The sequence below is a fragment of the Azospirillum baldaniorum genome, from assembly GCF_003119195.2.
Classification (GTDB): Bacteria; Pseudomonadota; Alphaproteobacteria; order Azospirillales; family Azospirillaceae; genus Azospirillum; species Azospirillum baldaniorum.
Genome location: NZ_CP022254.1, coordinates 1585436 through 1604697, shown reverse-complemented (window position 1 = coordinate 1604697; position 19262 = coordinate 1585436). Strand labels below are relative to the sequence as shown.

The following is a 19262-nucleotide window of genomic DNA, read 5'->3' as shown; positions in this document are numbered from 1 at the left end:
GGAGAGTGGACGTGGAACGGGTGGATTTCCTGATCGTCGGCGGCGGCATGGCCGGCGCCTCGGCGGCCTATGAGCTGGCGGCGCACGGCAGCGTCGTCGTGCTGGAGCGCGAGAGCCAGCCCGGCTACCACTCCACCGGCCGGTCGGCGGCGCTCTACACCCAGACCTATGGGCATCCGGTGGTCCGTGCGCTGACGGTGGCGAGCTGGGATTTCTACACCAACCCGCCGCAGGGCTTTTCGGAACATCCCCTGCTGACGCCGCGCGGCGTCCTGCTGATCGGACGCGCCGACCAGACCTCAGCACTCGACCGCGATTTCACCGAAGGCCGCCGGCTGACCCCGACCGTGGAGCGCCTCGACCGCGCCCAGGCGCTTGCCCGCGCCCCTTTCCTCAAGGCCGATTACGTGGACGGCGCGGTGTGGGAGCCGGCGGCCATGGACATGGACGTCCACGCCATCCACAGCGGCTATCTGCGCGGATTGAAGGCGCGCGGCGGGCGGCTGGTGACCGACGCCGGGGTGACGGCGCTGGAACGGCGCGACGGGCTGTGGATCGCCTCCACCCCGGCGGGCGACTTCGCCGCCCCGGTGCTGGTCAACGCGGCGGGTGCCTGGGCCGACGTTCTGGCGGAAATGGCGGGGGCGCGCCCCGTTGGGCTGGTGCCGAAGCGGCGCACCGCCATTACCTTCGATCCGGTGTTCGCCGATCCCATGCTCGCCGACCCGGCGGACGGGGCGGGACTCGCCGACTGGCCCATGACCATCGATGTGGACGAGCGGTTCTACATGAAGCCGGAATCGGGCCGGCTGCTGCTCTCCCCCGCCGATGAGACGCCCGTGGAGCCCTGCGACGTTCAACCGGAGGAGTTGGACATCGCCGTCGCCATCGACCGCATGGAACAGGCGGTGCGGTTTTCCGTTCGACGTATCACGCACAAATGGGCGGGCCTGCGCAGCTTCGTCGCCGACAAGGTGATGGTGGTGGGGTACGACGAGTCCGCGGACGGCTTCTTCTGGCTGGCCGGTCAGGGCGGCTACGGCATCCAGACGGCGCCGGCCATGGGCCGCACCGCGGCGGCCCTGGCGACCGGACGCGGCCTGCCGCCGGAGGTTGCGGCGCTCGGCGTGCGTGCGGAGGATCTGGCGCCGGCCCGGCTGCGGCGCCCCTGACGGGAGACACGGTGATGCGCGGGACGATGAGCGGAAGCGGTTTCGTTGCGGTTCTTCTGGTTGGCGGCCTTCTGGGCGGCTGCGCCAACCCGGCCGCCGATCAGGCGATGGTCGCGCAGAACGCGCTGATCGGCATGCCGAAGCAGACGCTGCTGTCCTGCGCCGGCGTTCCCGAACGGCAGGCCACCGCCGGGGACCTGGAGTTCTTCACCTACCGCAGCAACCGGCTGTATTCCTACCCGTCCTGGGGCGGTTACGGCGGCTACTGGGGCTATCCCTACGGCGGATGGGGCGGCTACGGCTACGATGTGACCAGCGTCGATTGCGAGGCGACCTTCACGCTGCGCCACGGCGCGGTGGAACGCATCGTCTATGGCGGGTCGTCCAGCGGCGGAAGCCGACTCGGCCAGTGCTACGTGATCGTACAGAACTGCCTGGGGCAAGTCCCCTCACAGTCACCACAACCGTCCATGGCCCCAGCGCGTTAAGAGTTCCAGTCCATGCGACAACTCGTCGCTGTTGCAAAGCCGCCTCACTATGACGTTTTGGTTGAGGCGGCATAGCAACCCTAGAAAAACTCTGGTAATACATCTCCAGGCATTAAGCCAAAAAAACGACATCAGCTAATTCTGCCCTGGAGCGAATCCCATGACTTTCCTGAAGCGCGCCGCCGCCGCCCTGCTGGCGACCACGGCTCTTGCCGCCGTTTCCTCCCCGTCGCTGGCCCAGGATTTCAAGGGCAAGTCTGCCGGTGACATCCTGGTGCGCGCGCGCGCCCTCGCCGTGATCCCGCAGGAGAATGGTGACCTGATCGGCGGCGGTCCGTTCGGCGGCAGCAACATCGGCAGCGTGGACATCGAGAACGATTACATTCCCGAGCTCGACGTCTCCTACTTCATCACCGACAACATCGCTCTGGAGCTGATCGCCGGCACCACGCGTCACAAGGTTTCCGGTTCGCTGATCACCGGCCACGACATCGACGTGGGCAAGGTCTCGCTCCTGCCGCCGACCCTGACCGCCCAGTACCACTTCTTCACGAAGGAGCGCGTCAGCCCGTACGTCGGCGCCGGCATCAACTACACCTGGTTCTACGACGAGACCGCCGCCCGCAGCACCAACGCGGACGGCTTCACGACCAACACCGTCGACTACAAGAACCGCTTCGGCTGGGCCCTGCAGGCTGGTGTCGACGTTGCCCTGACCGGCAACTGGTCGCTGAACCTCGACGTCAAGAAGATCTTCCTGAAGACCGACGTGACCGCCAACGTCAGCGGCGTTCCGGTCACCTCGGACGTCAAGATCGATCCGTGGCTGATCGGCATCGGCGTCGGTTACCGCTTCTAATCGGCGTCTCCGCGGCCTCCCCACGGGAGGCCTCGCGAGGCCATGGGATTCAGGCCGGCTACCCCGAAAGAGGTATCCGGCCTGTTCCTTTTTGCGACTTCCTACAGCAGCGACAGTGGGTGAGCATTCCCTTTCGTGAATCCGCGCGGGAGGAAGCACAACCATGCACATTGCCGCCGTCTTGAAGAGGAAGGGCACGGAGATCATCACCGCCAATCCGGACGACCGGATCGACGCGGTCGCCCGCAAGCTCGCCCATCACAAAATCGGCGCCGTCCTGGTGATGCGGGATGACGGCCGGCCTGCCGGCATCCTCTCGGAACGCGACATCGTCCGCGCCGTTGCCGCGGATGGAGCTTCCGCCCTGGAACGGCCAGTCGGCGAATTGATGACGCGGGACCTCGTCACCGGGAGCCCGGCCGACACGGTGTCCCAGATCATGGGCGTCATGACGCAGCGCCGCATCCGCCATCTGCCGATCCTGGAGGACGGTGAACTCGTCGGGCTGGTCAGCATCGGCGACATCGTGAAGGCGCGGCTGGACGACGCGGAACTGGAGGTCGAGTCCCTGCGCGGCTACGTCGCCGGAATGGGCTGAGCCTTACCCGCCATCCCATGAACGAAAACGCCCGCGGACGATCCCGCGGGCGTTTTCAAAGGTAAGACAACCGAACGTTCAGTCCGGCCGTTCAGGCGGAGTGCGACTGCGGGAAGGCCATGGCGGCCTGGGTGCGGTTGCGCACACCCAGCGACTTGAAGATCGCCGTCATGTGGATCTTCACCGTGCCTTCCGACAGGCCCAGCTCATGGGCGATCTGCTTGTTGGACTTGCCTTCGCGCAGGCGGTCCAGAACCTCGCGCTGACGCTGGGTCAGCAGATGGTCGAGCTGCGGGTCGCTGGGCGGGATGGCGCCGACGCGCACTTCCGCCTCCCCGGATTCACGCAGCACGGTCGGCGGCACATAGACGCCGCCGGAGAAGATGAGATCCAGCGCGCTGAGCATGATCTTCACGCTGGAGGATTTCGGGATGTAGCCTGCGGCGCCATGCTCCAGCGCGTCGCGAAGGTCGTGATGCGCCTCGGACGCCGACACGACCACGACCTTGGAGTCGGGTTGCTTTCCCCGCAGGTCTTGGATGCCGGAGAAGCCGGGCCAACCGGGCATGCGCAGATCGGTCAGGACAAGATCGTAGGTCTCGCCCTTGCCAGCCTTTTCCAGAAGCTCATCAAAGTTGCTGGCTTCCTCAAAGCTGGCACCCTCCTTCAGCTGCTCCAGCAGCCTGCGCAATCCCTCCCGGAAAAGCACATGGTCGTCTCCGATCAGGATTTTCATCTGGTGGTGCCCCCGTACTCAGTGCTTTCAATGGTCCGAACGTACAGCCCTGACACAAGGCCAATGTTCCAAACCTCAGTTTCGGAAAAAATGAAGGTCATTTTCAAGCATCATATGACCCAATTCCAAAAGGTGTAGAAAGTCCTTATGCAGGGTAATGACACATCGGATGTACCACGATTCGGTGGGGTTGGACAACCTGAATTTAACCTTTGTCACATAACAGCCTCTGAGCAATGGCATTGCTGAGCAACAGCAATATCCATTTCGCGCGTCGTCCATCCATGACGAAAGTGAACACGTTTGTATCAAGCCATAGGCTTGATCATGACAAAGAGCCGTCGTTTTCGTACTTTCTATCTTTCGCATCTCTCGAAACGAAAAGGCCGGAACCGGTGCAGCATACACCGATCCCGGACCAAAGACATAGACCCCGTAAGGCTGATCCTCAGAAGGCGGCCTCCTCCATCTCCATCAGAGGCTTGGACCCGGCCATGATGGTGATGAACAGTGCGTTCGTCTGCGGCAACAGTTTCGCCATGTAGAATCGGGCCGTCCTGATCTTGGCTTCAAGGAAGGCCGCGTTGCCCTCCCCTGCCGCCAGCTTCGCCTGGGCGGCCTTGACCATCCTCAGCCACATCCAGCCGAGCGCCACCAGACCGAACAGCCGCAGATAGTCGGTGGCGGCGGCCCCCGCCTCCTCCGGGTCCTTCAGCCCCTTCTGCGCGATGATGGCGGTCGCCTGCTGGAGCTTGGCGAAGGCCTTGGCGAGCGGAAGGACGAACTCGGCCAACTCCTCGTTTTCCATGTCGGCCTCGATCTCGGCGCCGACGGGGTGGAAGAAGCGGCGCAGCAGCCGTCCCATGTCCTGCGGCAGCTTGCGCCCCACGAGGTCCAGCGCCTGGACGCCGTTGGTGCCCTCGTAGATCTGGCAGATGCGGGCGTCGCGGACATACTGCTCCACCCCGGTTTCCCAGATGAAGCCATGCCCGCCATGCACCTGCACGGCGATGTTGGCCGACTCGAAGCCGATGTCGGTGAACAGAGCCTTGACGATCGGCGTCATCAGCTGGACGAATTCGTCCGCCTCCTTGCGCGTCTTTTCGTCCGCGTGCTTCTCCGCCACGTCCAGCTTGTAGCCGACCAGGGCACCGAGCGCGCGGGCGCCCTCGGTGTAAGCGCGGGCGGTCAGCAGGTTCCGCCGCACGTCGGGATGCACGATGATCGGGTCGGCCGGCTTGTCGGGGTGCGCCGCGCCCTTGAGGGAGCGGCCCTGGAGACGCTCCTTCGCGTAGGCCACCGCGTTCTGGTAGCTGACCTCGGCCACCCCCAGCCCCTGGATGCCGACGGCGAGGCGGGCCGCGTTCATCATCACGAACATCGCCCGCATGCCCTTGTGCGGCTCGCCGACCAGCCAGCCGGTGGCGTCCTCGAAGTTCATGACGCAGGTCGCCGAGGCCTTGATGCCCATCTTGTGCTCAATGGAGCCGCAGGCGACGCCGTTGCGCGGGCCAACGCCGCCGTCCTCGTTGGGCAGGAACTTCGGCACCAGGAACAGGCTGATGCCGCGCGTCCCGGCCGGCGCGTCGGGCAGCCGCGCCAGCACGAGGTGCAGGATGTTCTCGGTCAGGTCATGCTCGCCGGCGGAGATGAAGATCTTCGTGCCGGTGATTGTGTGGCTGCCGTCCTCCTGCGGGACCGCCTTGGTGCGGATCAGCCCCAGGTCGGTGCCGCAATGCGGCTCGGTCAGGCACATGGTGCCCGCCCAGGTGCCGTCGACCAGCCGGCCGAGGAAGCGCTGCTTCAACGCCTCCGACCCATAGGTGGAGAGCGCGTTGTAGGCGCCCAGCGACAGGCCGGGATACATGCCGAAGCTGAGGTTGGCGGAGCAGATGAACTCCTCCAGCATGGTGTTGACCAGCTTGGGCAGCCCCTGCCCACCATAGGCCGGGTCGCAGGACAGCCCTTGCCAGCCCGCCTCGATGTACGTGCCGTACGCCTCCTTGAAACCCTTGGGCGTGCGCACCACGCCGTTCTCGAAGGTGCAGCCCTCGCCGTCGCCCGACTGGTTCAGCGGGAACAGCACCTCCTCGCACAGCTTGGCGCCCTCTTCCAGGACCTGGGCGATCAGGTCGGGGGTGGCGTCCTCGTAACCCGGCAGTTCGGCCAGCTTCCCCGCCCCGACGATCTCGTCGAGGACGAAGCGGACATCCTCCAGCGGAGCCTTGTAGATCGGCATTGCTCAGTCCTCCCCCATCAGTTCCGCAGCGGCTTGCCGGTGGTCAGCATGTGCTCCACCCGGTCGATGGTGCCCTCGGTGCGCACCAGTTCCATGAAGGCCCGGCGCTCCAGCGCCAGCATCTGGTCCTCGGTCACCGGCTGGGTGACGTCGGCCTTCGGTCCGCCGGTCAGGATGCCGGCCAGCTTGCCGCAGACCACCATGTCGTGCGGCGTCGCCTTGCCCTGAAGCGCGAAGCCTTCCAGGAACAGCTCCAGCGCGGCGCGCCCGTTGGGGCCGGGGAGCGTGTAGGTGACTTTCTCGGGCGGGGTGTAGTTCGCGGCCAGTTCCAGCGCCTTGGCCTTGGCGTCGGCCAGCAGGCGGTCGCGGTTCATGGTGATGCCGTCGCTCGCGCGCAGGTACAGCAGGTCCTTGGCCTCCGCCGCCGATTTGGCGACCTTGGCGAGGCTGATGGTCTCGAAGGCCCCGGCGATGGGCGGCATCGGCCCCTTCGGGGTCCGCGGGTTGGCGGCGTGGCGGGCCAGCATCTCCGTGCAGCCGCCCCAGCCGGGGATCAGCCCGACGCCGACCTCGACCAGCCCCATGTACGTCTCGGCGTGGGCCTGCACATGATCGGAATGCAGCAGGATCTCACAGCCGCCGCCGAGCGCCATGCCGCTGGGCGCCGACACCACCGGGAAGGGGGCGTATTTCAGGGCGCGGTAGGCGCGCTGCCCGCCCTCCACCAGTTCCTCGATCTGCGGCCACAGCCCGACGTTCAGGGCGAACAGGGCGAGTCCCAGATTGGCGCCGACCGAGAAGTTGTCGGACTCGTTGTGGATGACCAGCGCCTTCCAGTTCCCTTTTCCGTCGCCGATCAGCTTCATCGCCTTGCCGTAGGCGGCCATGACGTCGCCGTCCAGCGCGTTCATCTTGCTGGTGAATTCGACGCACAGCACGCCGTCGCCGATGTCCCACAGGCTGGCCGAGCCGTTCTTCCACACCGGCTGCGACGCCCGCTTGATGTCCGACAGCAGCAGAACGCCGTCGGGACGCACCACCGTGTCGTAGAGGCCGGCGGTGGTCAGATGCTGGAGCCTGCCGTCCTCGACCCGGTAGAAGGGCCGCCCGGCGGCCTGCTCGACCAGCGCCGGGACGGGGATGCCCTCGCTGCGGCAAAGGTCGGCGAACCAGGCGGTGCCCAGCCGGTCGATCAGCTCGAACGGGCCCTGCTTCCAGTTGTAGCCGAGCCGCATCCCCTCATCGACCGCGACGATGCTGTCGGCGATCTCCGGCACCAGCGACGCGGCGTAGGCCAGCGTGTGGGCCAGCACCCGGCGGGCGTACTGCCCGGTCTTGTCGGGGAAGTCGGCCAGCGCCCGCAGGTCGCGCCCGACGGTGGACACGCTCTCCAGCTTCGGCTTGTCGGAGCGGCGGTAGGCGCCGGTGGACAGGTCGATGACCTCCTTGACCTTGGCCCCACCGTCGCGGTTCAGGCGGTAGAAGCCGCCCTTGCCCTTGCGGCCCGTGTAACCCTCCGCGATCATCCGGGTGATGACGGGGTGCTCGCGGAAGGCGGCGCGGTAGGGGTCGTTCTCCGGCAGGGTCGCCAGCAGGCTCTTGGCGATGTGCGGCATCAGATCGAGGCCGACGAGATCGACCAGACCGAACACGCCGGTCTTCGGGATGCCCATCGGGCGGCCGACGATGGCGTCGGCCTCCTCCACCGTCAGACCAAGATCGACGGCGGCGTTGATCGCCGTCTGGATCCAGTAGACGCCGATGCGGTTGGCGATGAAGCCCGGCGTGTCCTTGCAGCGGACCACGCCCTTGCCCAGCGCGCGGTCGCAGACGTCGGCGACGGCGGCCAGCGCGTCGGGCCGGGTGGCCTCGCCGCCGACGATCTCCAGCAGCCGCATGTAGCGCGGCGGGTTGAAGAAGTGGGTGATCAGGAAGTCGCGCCTGAAGGCGTCCGACTGCCCCTCGACCAGCACCCCCAGCGGGATGGTCGAGGTGTTGGACGAGACCACGGAGCCTGCCTTGCGCACCGGGTCGATGCGGCGGTAGAGGTCGGCCTTGACCGCCGGGTTCTCGACGATGGCCTCGACGATCCAGTCGACGTCGGCCAGCAGGGCGAGGTCGTCCTCCAGATTGCCCGGAGTCACCAGCTTGGCGTTCTTCGGGTGCATGAAGGGCGCGGGGTCGGTCTTCAGGAGCCTCTGGACGGCCCCCTTGGCGATGGCGCTGCGGTCGTCACCCTCCTTGGCGGGGATGTCGAGCAGGACGACGGGGATGCCGGCGTTCGCGAAATGGGCGGCGATGCCGCTGCCCATCACGCCGGAGCCGATCACGGCGGCGCGTTTGATCTGCATGGTTGGTGCCTCCCTGTGCCGCCGCCGTCAGACCGCTTCCAGGACCGTGGCGATGCCCTGGCCGCCGCCGATGCACTGGGTGGCGAGCGCGAACTGCTTGCCCTCGCGCTTCAGCAGGGCCGCGGCCTTGCCGGTGATGCGGGCGCCGGTGGCGCCGAGCGGGTGGCCGAGCGCGATGGCGCCGCCGTCGAGGTTCACCTTGGCCGGGTCGATGTCGAGGTCGCGCATGCAGGCGATGGCCTGGGCGGCGAAGGCCTCGTTCAGCTCGATCACGTCGATGTCCCGGATGGACAGGCCGGCGCGCGCCAGCGCCTTCTGCGCCGCCGGGACCGGGCCGAGGCCCATCACCTCCGGCGCGCAGCCGGCCACCGCGACCGAGCGGATGCGGGCGAGGATCGGCAGGCCGTTGGCCTTGGCGTAAGCCTCCGTCGTCACCAGAACCGCCGAGGCGCCGTCCGTCAGCGGTGAGGAGGTGCCGGCGGTGACCGAGCCATCGGCCAGGAAGGCCGGCTTCAGGCCGCTCAGCGTCTCGCCGCTGGTGCCGGGACGGATGCAGCCGTCGCGCTCCACGAGGCCGGCGGCGGTCTGGATGGCGACGATCTCCTCGGCGAGGCGCCCGGCCTGCTGCGCCGCGGCGGCCTTGGCGTGGGACTCGGCGGCCATCGCCTCCTGGTCGGCGCGGGAGATTTCATAGCGGCGGGCGACATTCTCCGCCGTGACGCCCATCGAGCAGTAAGCCTCCGGGTAATGGTCCTTCAGGCCCGGATGGGGCAGCGGGTTGTAGCCCATCATCGGGACGCGGCTCATCGACTCGATGCCGCCGCACAGGAAGACCTCGCCCGCCCCCATCTGGATGGCGCCGGCCGCCTGATGGATCGCCTGCATGGAGGAGCCGCAATAGCGGTTGATCGTGGTGGCCCCGGCGGTCAGCGGCAGCTTGGCCAGGAAGGACACGGTGCGGGCGATGTTCATGCCCTGCTCGCCCTCGGGGAAGGCGCAGCCGACGACCACATCCTCGATGTCCTGCGGGTTGACGCCCGTGCGCTCGACCAGCGCCGCGACGACATGGGCCAGCAGGTCGTCGGGACGGACCTTCGCCAGTTCGCCCTTGTTGGCGAAGGCGAAGGGGGAACGGGCGTAGCCGGCGATGACGACCGGGTTGGCGGGCGTGGTCAAAGGCGCCGAGGTCATGGTTGCGTGTCCTCCGGGGTGTGCGTCTCCGTGATTCCGTTCTTGCGGAAATGGTCGGAGATCTGGGTGTCAATGATGCGCAGCTCGCCCAGCGTCTGCTGGACGTCCTGAAGCTGCCGTTCCAGGTCGGCGATGCGGCGGCGGGCGATGCGCTGCATGAAGCGCATCTGCTCCTTCTGGATCTCGTCCGCGTCGTAGAGGGTGAGGAATTCCTTGATCTCGGCGAGGCTGAAGCCCAGCCGCTTGCCCCGGCAGATCAGCGCGAGGCGCGCGCGGTCGCGGTGGCCGTAGACGCGGGCGGTGCCGTCGCGCTGCGGCGCCAACAGCCCTTCGTCCTCGTAATGGCGGATGGTGCGGTGCGTCAGCCCGAATTCGTCGGCCAGTTCACCGATGGCGAAGGAGCGTCCGGCACCGTCCGCGCCGGGGTCCAGCCCGACGCCCAACCCGATGTCGGCGCGCGTGCCCAGCCCCATCGACCTTGCGGGTTGCGACATTCCCCACCCTTCCCTGGATCGTCATTGCCCTTAATTGTCATGGGTTGACGTTTACGTAAAGGTAAGGCGCTTGCCATTTGCTGTCAAGCGGGCAGCCCGCTCCCATTCGGGCGCCCTCCCGATGGACATCCGGGGTGCGGCGCGGGCGCGCTGTGACAGCATGCCACGGGCGGTGTGCCTACCCAGCTATGGCAGGCTCGGGGCACTCAATGAACAAAGCCGCCGGCGGAACCGGGCCACAGACATGGCCGGGCGCAACGGCCGGTCACAGGGCAGGACAAACCGGAGTCACGGCAAACAGGGTTGGGACAGCCGATGTCGTCGCGCGCCATCGTATCGCTGGGCATCTGGATACTCGCCATGGTGCTGATCGGCACCTTGACGGTCGGGGTCGCGTTGCTGTTCTACGTGGCGCTGACCGCCTTCTTCGCGGTCGTGGTGGCCATCCTGATGCTCGTCACCCGCCAGCGCGACGAAGAGCACAAGACGAGCGTCTGAGACCGGCATCTGGCCCGGCCAGTGCCGCAACGGCCCATTTCAAAAAGCAAAAGCCCCATCGTCTGCCACGCGGCGGACGATGGGGCTTTTCCGTTTGGGCCGCCTACTCCGGCAGGACGCGCAGGCGCGACGCGGCGGTGCGGGCCGACTGGTGCGGGCGGTAGAGGTCTTCCACCGTCGCGCCGGGCTGGGCGTAGTCGCCGGGCGTCACCGCGCGCACCAGATAGACCAGCCGGAAGCGCGGCGCCTGCTTCGTCATGTCGAGCGCGGCGACGAAGCGGTCGTCGCGGTAATCGACGGCGCGCGGCGCGGTCAGCTCGCCCAGCCAGGACAGGTCGCCCAGCGGCGCCCCGCCTCCGGCGAAGCGGGCGGCCTCGATCTCGAAGCCGGCGGGCAGCGGATCGGACACCAGAACCTGCCGGTCCACCGGATCGGAGGCGCTGCCCTCCAGAATCACCACCAGCCGGTCGTTCGGGCGGACGGCGCCCGGATCGGCGGGGCGGCCGGTCATGTCGAACAGGCTGCGGGTCACGGTCATGCCCTGCTCCTCCGCCCCCGGCGCCGCGTCGGCGATGCCGGACACCGACAGGATCTGGCGCAGCGGCTCGCCCCCGGCGTTGCGGATGGCCGGCGGGGCCGCCGGGTCGATGCGCTGGAACAGCGGCTTGACGCCCTCGGCGACCTGATCGGCGCCTTGCTGGTCCTTCTGGGCGATCCTCATCGACGGCGCCCGGTCGATCAGCGCCCTGGCCGCCTGGAGAAGCCACGCCTGCTCCTGCACGCCGGTGGTGCGGACGGCGGCGTAGGTCTTGGACAGGCGTTCGGTCGCCTGGGCCAAGCGGTCCCGCTCAACCACGCCGCTCTCGCCCATCAGCGCCACCACGCCGGCCTCGTCGCGCAGGGACGAGCCGTAGTCGCGCAGGCTGGCCGACACGACGCGGGCGCCGGACAACCGCCCGAAGGCTTCGGCAGCGCGGTCCTTGTCGCCCAGCGCGGCGATGGCCGTGGCGACCTGGGCACGGGCGAAGTCGGTCTGCAGCTTGTCCCAGAAGGTCTCCTGGAAGTAGCGGACCGCACCGGCGTCGATCATCTTGGCGCGGGCCAGCACGTAAAGCGCGTAGGCGCGGGCCGGCTGCTCGTCGGCCTCCACCCAGGCGTTGTCGAGCGCGCCGCGCAGCCCGTCGAGTCCCTTGCGATACGGCCCCTCCGGCACGCGGTAGCCGGCGGCCTTGGCGCGGCCCAGGAAGTCGAGCGCGTAGGCGGTCAGCCAGGAATCGGCCTCCCCCTTCGGCGACCAGGCGGCGAAGGCGCCGTCCATCCGCTGGAAGGTCAGCACGCGATCGACCGACCGCTGCACCCGCGCCTTCACCCGCTCGTCCGAGGCGACGCCCAGCGCCACCGCCACATCGCCCAGCGACAGCAGGGGCAGCGCGCGGCTGGCCGTCATCTCCAGCCCGCCGGGGCCGCCGCGCTCCAGCGCGGTCAGCAGGCCGGGGATGTCGAGGTCCGGCAGGTTGCCGAGCGACAGGGCCGCCGTCGCGGTCTCCGGACGCAGGCCGTTCAGCAGGTCGGCGGGCAGTTCGACGCTGCGCTCCGGGGCCAGCATGGTGGCGGTGCGGCGGGTGACCAGCGGCGAGGCCGGCCGCACCGGGATTTCCCACTGGCGCGTGATGCGCAGGCCGTCCGGCCCGGTCACGTCCAGCGCGATGTGCCCGGTACCGACGCCGTTGGCGGTCAGGACCCGCCCGGCGGCGGCCCGCTTGCCCTTGCCCAGCTCCGGCACGGCGATGCTGCCTTCGCTGAGCGACACCGCGCCGCTGGCGATCAGGGAGATGGTGTAGGCGCCCGCCGGCCCGGCGACGTTGTCGAGAGTCACCGGAACCACCGCCCGGTCCCCCGGCGCCAGGAAGCGCGGCAGGCCGAGGTCGGCCAGCACCGGATCGGCGACCAGCATGGAGGATTCGGAGCGGCCCAGCTTGTCCCCGCTCCACGCCACCGCCATCAGGCGCAGCCGGCCCTGGAAGTCGGGGACGTCCAGCGGCACCGCCACCTTGCCCTCCGGCCCCACGGTCAGCACGCCGGAGAACAGGGAAACGACGCGCTCCGACTTCTGCGGAACGGTGACGCCGACCTGACGCAGCCGCGGGGCGGCGCCGGGGCGCGTGCGGGTGGCGTCGAGGACCGCCGGATCGATCAACCGCCCGAAGGAGTCGCGCAGCTCCACGCCCAGGCGGCGCTTGCCGAGATAATGGTCGATGGGATTCGGCGAATGCTGGTCGGTGAGCTGGAGCACGGCGTCATCCACCGCGGCGACCGTCACATAGGCCGGCTGGCCTTCCGGCGCGCCCTCCACCACCACCTCGGCGGTGACGGAGCGGCGGGGCTCGGTCTGCGCCGGGGCGGCGACGCGCACGTCCAGCGCCCGCTCGTCCCCGTCCACCGCCAGCCAGGACAGGCCGACGGCGCGGCGCGCCACGCCCTTCGACGGGCCGCCCGCCGCGTCCGGCGCGCCGAAGGCGGTCGCCAGCACATAGACGCCGCCGGTCCAGGTCGGATCGACGGGGATCTCCAGGAACGCCCCCTCCGGCCCGATGCGGCGGGTGGAGGCGTCGCGGATTTTGCGGTCGGCGACGGTGATCAGCACCTCGCTGTCGTAGGGCGGCTTGACGTAGACCCAGGCGGTGTCGCCGCCCTTGTAGGCGGGCAGCATGACGGTCACGTCCACCTGATCGGGACGCTCGCCGGCGGTCGGGGTCATCCACCAGCCGGCGGCGAAGCGCAGGCTGCTCGCCACGCCGGTCTTGGGGTCGAACACCTCCAGCCGATAGCGCCCGGCGGTCACCGGGGCCTCCACGGAAGCCGGCTTGGCCGCCTGGGCGGCGAGCGTGCCGCCGGTCACCCGCTGGTCGCGCACCGTGACCTTGTAGTCCCAGCGCCCGTTCGCCTCGAACCACGCGTAGTCGTACTCCTCCTCGAACAGCTCGTAGGAGAGATCCTCCTTGTCCATCGGCTGGCCGTCCGGCCCGACCGCGACCACGTCGAAGCCGGCGGTGGCGCCTTCCGGCACCCCGTCGCCCTCGAAGCGCGGGCGGATGCCGACGGCGAAGGGCTGGTGGCGCACCGGCAGGACCAGATCGCGGCTGACCGAGCGGCCCCCGATGTCGAGCAGGGTGGCGCGGACCACCGCCTCCAGCGGCTTGGTGCTCTCCGGCGCCTTGGGCAGCGCGAGATCGGCCTTGGCCTGCCCGTTGCGGTTGGTCGTGAAGCCCGGCAGGTCGCTGCGCAGCGGCTTCACCTCCTCCTGCGTGAGGCCGAAGCGGTAGCCGGGCAGGTTCGGGTAGGGGTTCGCCGCGGCGCGCAGCGTCACCGCCAGCTCGCCCGGCAGGCCCGCCGCCGGGGCGCCGTAGAGGAAATGCCCGTCGACGGTCAGGGTCGTCTTGCCGTCCGCCGGAAGCTCCGCCGCCTCGGCGGCGAGGGCGACCTCAAGGCGCGGCGGCACGAAGTCCTCGACCAGGAATTCGGCGCGGCCCAGCACCGGCCCCAGCGTGTTCGGCTGGCTCCCGGCCTCCGGCTCGCCATGGGCAGTGACCGCCCAGGTGCCGGTCATGGCGTTGGCCGGGATCTCGACGCGGGCGGCGAAGCTGCCGCCGCCGGATTCGGCGAGCGGACGGCGGTCCACCTCGAAGCCGTCCGGACGCTGGATCTTCAGCGTGACGGGACGGCCGGTGACCGGCTTGGCGTCGGCATCGCGCAGCAGCGCCGCCAGATGCACCGTCTCACCGGGGCGATAGATGCCGCGCTCGGTGTAGAGGAAGGCGTCGGGCTGGCCGGGGACCGGGCGCGCCGGAACCGCCACCGCGACGCCGCCCGGCACCGCGTTCGGCGCCCCGGCCGCCGGCGGCGCGTTGGCCAGCGTCGGCGTCACGAGGTCGAGGAAGCCGAAGTCCCCCGCCCCGCGGTAGGCGAACAGCGCCTGCACCGGCTCCCGCCCGGCGGCGCGCAGGGCGGCGAGGTCGAAGCGCGCCAGCCCGTCCGCGCCGGTCAGCGCCTTGCCAAGCTCCTCGTTGTTCCGGGCGAGCAGGCGCAGCTCGACGCCGGCCTCCGGGGTCGCCCCCCTCACCGAGCGGGCGAAGACGACCAGCGCGTCCTCGCCGGTGATGGCGTTCAGGCCGAGGTCGGAGACGACGAACCACTGGGTCGCCTTGTGGTCCCAGCCGCCGGGCTTGATGTCCTCGGTGCTGGCCACGGCGATGTAGACGCCGGGCTCCAGCCGGCCCAGGACGGCGTCGATCGGAAAGGGCGTCACCACCGCCTGGTTGCGGCTGTTGCTGATCGCCATTTCCCCGCGCCACACCTCCTGGCCGGAGCGGTCGAGGATCTCGCCGACCTCGTGGTCGGACATCTGCTGGCCGATGCGGCCGAAATAGATCTTCTCAACCAGACTGCGGTCGTTGATCCGCAGCACCTGGAGCTTCGCTCGGTCGAGGTTGATGGAGCGCAGCGGCAGCCCGTCGGCGCCGATGCGCGGCAGGATGTAGCCCGCCCCGCGGAAGGTCAGAGCCGGCTTGCGGTTCGGCACCTCGATGTCGCGCGCGTCGGGGTTGGGCAGGCGCTTCCCGTCGCTGCCCGGCAGCCCGTCGCGCAGGGTGATGCGGTAGCTCTGCCCGTGCTTCAGACCCTCGACGCAGAGCGTGCGGTCGCGCGCCACGGCGGTCCCGTCGAAAGCCGCCCCGCCACCGGCCACCCCATTGCCCCCCGCCCCATTTCCTGTCGGCGTCACCTCCACATAGTCGCGGTAGTTCACCGCGCGCGACTTCTCCAGCCGGTCGGTGAAGGTGAAGCAGGCCTGCGGCACGTCGCGCTCCGCCACCACCTCGGCGGAGGAGACGCCGAAGGGCACCGGCTCGGGCGGCGCGTCGGCGGCGATGACGGGGGTTGAGGACGCGACGAGGACGGCACAGACACGCGCCACTGCACGCAACATTCGATCTTCCCTGGACCAGCCGCCCGGCGCGGCGCGCGCGGGCCTATGCGAAAACTTGGGGCCTGCGAAAACACCGTTTTCGGCAAACCGGCGCGGAGTATGCCGAAGCGCCCATGGTTTCGCCACGGCTTTGCGGCCCCGCCCGGAAAATCCCGCAAGGTGGATTCGGCCGTGGACGGGACGGGGATCAGGCGGCGAATTCCAGCGTGAACTGGCTGCCCTCGCCGGGCCGGCTGTCGATGCGCAGGCGCCCGCCATGGGCCTCCATCAGGGACTTGACGATGGGCAGCCCCAGCCCGCCGCCCTGCCCCGGCAACGCCACATGCACCGCAGGCTGTCCGAAGGGCTCCGCGGCTTGGTGGAGCTGTTCCGGCGTCATGCCGATGCCGTTGTCCGTCACCCGCACGCGGCATCCGCCGTCCGCTCCGCCGCCGACCGTCACCAGGATGCGCCCGCCCTCCGGCGTGAAGGTGACGGCGTTGGTCAGCAGGTTCAGGAGCATCTGCTTCAGGGCGCGTTCGTCCGCCGAGACGCTGTGGTGCCCCGGTTCGACGTTCATGTCCAGCCGGATGCGTTTGGCGTCGGCCTGCGGGGCCACCATGCGGAACGCCCACTCGACGACCGGAGCGACGTCGAGATCCTCCCGATGCAGGGGCAACGTCCCCGCCTGGAGCCGCGACAGATCCATGATGTCGTTGATCAGCCCCAGCAGGTGCCGCCCCGATTCATGAATGTCGTGGGCGTAGTCGGCATAACGCCCGTCGGCCTGCGGCCCGAGCATCTGATCGCGAATGATCTCCGAGAAGCCGAGAATGGCGTTCAGCGGGGTGCGCAGCTCATGGCTGACGCGGGCCAGGAAATTGCGGTTCAGGGCCAGTGCTGCGCGCAGCCGCTCCGCGGTGCGGTGCTGCACCAGAAGGAACAGCGTCACCAGCAGGATGGACGCGGTCAGGATCGCCGCCAGCAGGAACAGCGTGTTGCGCAGGTCGGCCACCCCCGCCTCGATGTCCATCTGCGCGACGCCGACGGTGGCGACCAGCGGATAGCTCTCCACCACGCGATAGGCGAAGGCGCGCAGGACGCCGTCGGTCTGCGACTCCTGCCAGTAGACGCCGGCGAGCGACCGGCCCAGTTCCCCCCACAGGCGGGACTGGGGGATGGCGAGGCCGACCGCCTCGACACCGCGCGAGGCGCCGCGGGCGCGGATCACCTTGTCCACCCCGATCAGGGTCACCGCCCCTTGCGGCCCCAGATTGGCCTGCTGGTAGAATTCCCCCAGGATGTCGGGATCGATGTTGGCGATCACGATGCCCGCAAAGCCGCCATCCCCGTCGGTCAGCCGCCGGCTGAGGCGCAGCAGGGGGCCGCCGCCGGTCGTTCCGGGAAAAGGCGTTCCGATGTGCATCAGGTCGCGGCCGGTGCCCTGATGGAAGGCGAAGGCCGCCTCGTCCCGCTCGTTCTCCCGCTCGCCCGGCCCTTCGCTGCGCAACAGCACGATCCCGTCGGCGTCGAGCACGGTGAAGTGATGGATCAGCGTCGGATCGTAGAGCGTCTGATCAAGGAAGTTGCGGATGCCGGGCAGGCCGTTCTCCCCGAACTCCAGCGCCAGGGAGCGCAGCGTGATGTCCACCTCGTGCACCGCGCGATGGGTGCTCTTGGCGAAGGCCCGGACCATGATCTCGGCCTTCGCCACCGCTTCCCGCGTCTGGCCGTCCAGCAGTTCGCGCGCCACCTGCGCGTAGGCTCCCCAGACCACCGTGATCGCAACGGCGGCGATGGCGAACACGCACCAGCGGAACGAGATCGGCAGGCGCATCCCGGTCTTTCCACAGGCGGTCCACCGGGGCGGGTCCGGACGATGATCCGTTCCGGCCCGGTATCGACCCTAGAGGACAAGGGGTATCACGCCATCGAAGTCTCCGGCAAGCCTCTCCATCCAACGTTGATGACGGAGGCCATCCTGTCATTTCCGCGTGAAATACGCCCTCAACCGCTCAACCGCTCCGTCGAGGATTTCGTCCCTCTTGGAGAAGCAGAAGCGTATGAAACTTCGCGGCGCGTCCTGAACGAAGAAGGCTCCGACGGGGATGGCCGTCACCCCGGCCTCGGCGGTCAGACGGCGGCAGAAGGCCTCGTCGTTGCCGTCGAAACCGAAGGGCGACACGTCGGCGACCACGAAATAGGTGCCGGCGGACGGCAGCACCTCGAACCCCACGGCGCGCAGCCCGTCGGCCAGCCGGTCGCGCTTGGCCTGGAGCCCGCTGGACAACCCGGCGAAATAGGCGTCGTCCTTGCCCAGCCCATAGGCGACCGCCGTCTGAAGGTTGGGCGGCGTGGTGAAGGTGATGTACTGGTGCGCCTTGGCGACGGGCTGGAGCAGGTGCGGCGCGCCGGTGACGTAGCCGACCTTCCAGCCGGTCAGCGAGAAGGTCTTGCCCGCGGAGCCGATCTTCAGGCAGCGGTCGCGCATGCCGGGCAGAGTCATCAGCGGAATGTGCTGACGCCCGTCGAAGACGATGTGCTCGTACACCTCGTCGCAGACGGCGAAGGCGTCGAAGCGCTGGACGAACTCCGCCAGCAGTTCCAGTTCGGCGCGGCTGAAAACCTTGGCCGCGGGATTCAGCGGGTCGTTGATGAGAACCAGCTTGGTCTTCGGCGAGAAGGCCGCTTCCAGGTCCGCCCGTGTGAAGCTCCAGTCCGGGGCCTTCAGGCTGACGAAGCGCGGCACGCCGCCGGCCAGCCGGACGATCGGCAGGTAGCTGTCGTACATGGGCTGGAACAGCACAACCTCGTCACCCGGCTCGATGAGGCCGAGCAGACTGGCGGTGAGCGCCTCGGTGGCGCCGGAGGTCACCAGCACCTCGGTCTTCCAATCGATGTCCAGCCCGTAGAACCGCCGGCCGTGGGCGGCCAGCGCCTGCCGCAGGTCCGGCGTGCCCATCATCGGCGGGTACTGGTTCCACCCTTCGAGGATGGCCTTGGCCGCCACGTCCAGCACGTCGGCAGGACCGCGCTCATCGGGAAAGCCCTGGCCAAGGTTGATCGCCTTGTGCTCGTCCGACAGGCGGGACATCACCTCGAAGATCGTGACCGGGAGGTCAAGCTCCCGCCGACCAAGGAAGCCTGTCTTCGATTCTCCGGAATTTTGCATCGAACACCGTCGGTGTGGTTGGGTGAGTTCCGTGGTGGCTGATCGGTGACTGGCCAGATCGGAAGAGCGCCGCCCGTCTCGGATCGCGGATCGAACGGACGGAATTCAGCGGTCGTCGCACCAGCCTTGTTCCAGCTTGCCTTATCGACGGATTGCAGCCGTTCGTCCAGCGCCTCGACGGGATTTCCCGGCCGAGGCGCTGTGCGCGGCTTCCATTTCAAGAGCATGCGACCGCCACCGCGGACGTGGCGGGACCAGCCGGACACGGCGAGCGTCAACGAAATCCTTGCCCGCTCGTGCCGGGCCCCGTCATCGACGGCCGACGCGAACCCGCATCGAAGCAACGGCCGAATCAACGGCCTCAATCGAATCAAACGCGCGCGCCCGACCGCCTCACGGGGGGCCGAGGCGGCAGGGCGGCGCGAACCGACGCGGCCCAGCGATGACGCCGGGGCCGGGCCTACCTACGAAACCGGGCGGGTGAACCGCATGGGGCCGGGC

Annotated in this window: 13 protein-coding genes; 5 read left to right on the top strand and 8 right to left on the bottom strand. The window is 68.9% G+C overall.

The genetic code is table 11. The features are described 5' to 3' along the window. The first annotated feature begins 11 nt into the window (after positions 1-11). From Sp245p_RS21550 to Sp245p_RS21535, 4 genes are all read left to right on the top strand, one after another. A complete protein-coding gene (locus Sp245p_RS21550; protein WP_109138899.1) occupies positions 12-1172 on the top strand; it encodes an NAD(P)/FAD-dependent oxidoreductase in 1161 nt (386 codons plus the stop codon). 14 nt (positions 1173-1186) lie between these two features. Beyond that, positions 1187-1660, top strand: a complete 474-nt coding sequence (locus Sp245p_RS21545) for a hypothetical protein (protein ID WP_014198349.1) — start codon at positions 1187-1189, stop codon at positions 1658-1660. A gap of 160 nt (positions 1661-1820) precedes the next feature. After that, positions 1821-2519, top strand: coding sequence for an OmpW/AlkL family protein (locus tag Sp245p_RS21540; RefSeq protein WP_014198347.1), 699 nt, complete (start codon positions 1821-1823; stop codon positions 2517-2519). A 163-nt stretch (positions 2520-2682) separates the two neighbouring features. Beyond that, positions 2683-3117 (top strand): CBS domain-containing protein, encoded by a 435-nt coding sequence (locus Sp245p_RS21535; RefSeq protein WP_014198345.1) that lies wholly within the window; start codon positions 2683-2685, stop codon positions 3115-3117. A gap of 91 nt (positions 3118-3208) precedes the next feature. On the opposite strand, the gene Sp245p_RS21530 is transcribed toward Sp245p_RS21535, so the two are convergent. The 5 genes from Sp245p_RS21530 to Sp245p_RS21510 all read right to left on the bottom strand — a co-directional run bounded on the left by Sp245p_RS21530 (position 3209) and on the right by Sp245p_RS21510 (position 10128). Further along, complete coding sequence (locus Sp245p_RS21530) at positions 3209-3853, bottom strand: response regulator (protein WP_109138828.1); 645 nt, start codon at positions 3851-3853, stop codon at positions 3209-3211. A 448-nt stretch (positions 3854-4301) separates the two neighbouring features. Then, complete coding sequence (locus tag Sp245p_RS21525) at positions 4302-6092, bottom strand: acyl-CoA dehydrogenase C-terminal domain-containing protein (protein ID WP_014198342.1); 1791 nt, start codon at positions 6090-6092, stop codon at positions 4302-4304. A gap of 17 nt (positions 6093-6109) precedes the next feature. Continuing rightward, positions 6110-8443 carry a 3-hydroxyacyl-CoA dehydrogenase/enoyl-CoA hydratase family protein gene (locus Sp245p_RS21520; RefSeq protein ID WP_014198341.1) on the bottom strand — a complete coding sequence of 778 codons (2334 nt, stop codon included), beginning with the start codon at positions 8441-8443 and terminating at the stop codon, positions 6110-6112. Positions 8444-8470: 27 nt separating this feature from the next. After that, entirely contained in the window at positions 8471-9634 is a 1164-nt protein-coding gene (locus Sp245p_RS21515; protein ID WP_014198340.1) for a thiolase family protein, read from the bottom strand. Next, the gene (locus Sp245p_RS21510; protein ID WP_014198339.1) at positions 9631-10128 is read right to left on the bottom strand and encodes a MerR family transcriptional regulator; all 498 of its coding nucleotides are present in this window, start codon (positions 10126-10128) and stop codon (positions 9631-9633) included. Before Sp245p_RS21510 ends, Sp245p_RS21515 begins: the two co-directional genes overlap by 4 nt. Positions 10129-10443: 315 nt before the next feature. On the opposite strand from Sp245p_RS21510, the gene Sp245p_RS21505 reads away from it, so the two are divergent. Next, a complete protein-coding gene (locus tag Sp245p_RS21505; protein WP_014198337.1) occupies positions 10444-10626 on the top strand; it encodes a hypothetical protein in 183 nt (60 codons plus the stop codon). Between the two features lie 103 nt (positions 10627-10729). On the opposite strand, the gene Sp245p_RS21500 is transcribed toward Sp245p_RS21505, so the two are convergent. The 3 genes from Sp245p_RS21500 to Sp245p_RS21490 form a co-directional block, all read right to left on the bottom strand. Further along, positions 10730-15610 (bottom strand): alpha-2-macroglobulin family protein, encoded by a 4881-nt coding sequence (locus Sp245p_RS21500; RefSeq protein WP_109138826.1) that lies wholly within the window; start codon positions 15608-15610, stop codon positions 10730-10732. Between the two features lie 187 nt (positions 15611-15797). Further along, positions 15798-17426, bottom strand: a complete 1629-nt coding sequence (locus tag Sp245p_RS21495; protein ID WP_014198335.1) for a sensor histidine kinase — start codon at positions 17424-17426, stop codon at positions 15798-15800. Positions 17427-17573: 147 nt separating this feature from the next. After that, positions 17574-18761 (bottom strand): aminotransferase, encoded by a 1188-nt coding sequence (locus Sp245p_RS21490; protein WP_014198334.1) that lies wholly within the window; start codon positions 18759-18761, stop codon positions 17574-17576. Positions 18762-19262: the final 501 nt, after the last annotated feature.

Bases quoted from the DNA above. Each gene is read 5' to 3' on its own strand.
- Sp245p_RS21495 (WP_014198335.1), bottom strand. From the start codon at position 17,426: ATGCGCCTGCCGATCTCGTTCCGCTGGTGCGTGTTCGCCATCGCCGCC.
- Sp245p_RS21500 (WP_109138826.1), bottom strand. From the start codon at position 15,610: ATGTTGCGTGCAGTGGCGCGTGTCTGTGCCGTCCTCGTCGCGTCCTCA.
- Sp245p_RS21525 (WP_014198342.1), bottom strand. From the start codon at position 6,092: ATGCCGATCTACAAGGCTCCGCTGGAGGATGTCCGCTTCGTCCTCGAC.
- Sp245p_RS21510 (WP_014198339.1), bottom strand. From the start codon at position 10,128: ATGTCGCAACCCGCAAGGTCGATGGGGCTGGGCACGCGCGCCGACATC.
- Sp245p_RS21515 (WP_014198340.1), bottom strand. From the start codon at position 9,634: ATGACCTCGGCGCCTTTGACCACGCCCGCCAACCCGGTCGTCATCGCC.
- Sp245p_RS21530 (WP_109138828.1), bottom strand. From the start codon at position 3,853: ATGAAAATCCTGATCGGAGACGACCATGTGCTTTTCCGGGAGGGATTG.
- Sp245p_RS21545 (WP_014198349.1), top strand. From the start codon at position 1,187: ATGCGCGGGACGATGAGCGGAAGCGGTTTCGTTGCGGTTCTTCTGGTT.
- Sp245p_RS21535 (WP_014198345.1), top strand. From the start codon at position 2,683: ATGCACATTGCCGCCGTCTTGAAGAGGAAGGGCACGGAGATCATCACC.
- Sp245p_RS21540 (WP_014198347.1), top strand. From the start codon at position 1,821: ATGACTTTCCTGAAGCGCGCCGCCGCCGCCCTGCTGGCGACCACGGCT.
- Sp245p_RS21505 (WP_014198337.1), top strand. From the start codon at position 10,444: ATGTCGTCGCGCGCCATCGTATCGCTGGGCATCTGGATACTCGCCATG.
- Sp245p_RS21520 (WP_014198341.1), bottom strand. From the start codon at position 8,443: ATGCAGATCAAACGCGCCGCCGTGATCGGCTCCGGCGTGATGGGCAGC.
- Sp245p_RS21490 (WP_014198334.1), bottom strand. From the start codon at position 18,761: ATGCAAAATTCCGGAGAATCGAAGACAGGCTTCCTTGGTCGGCGGGAG.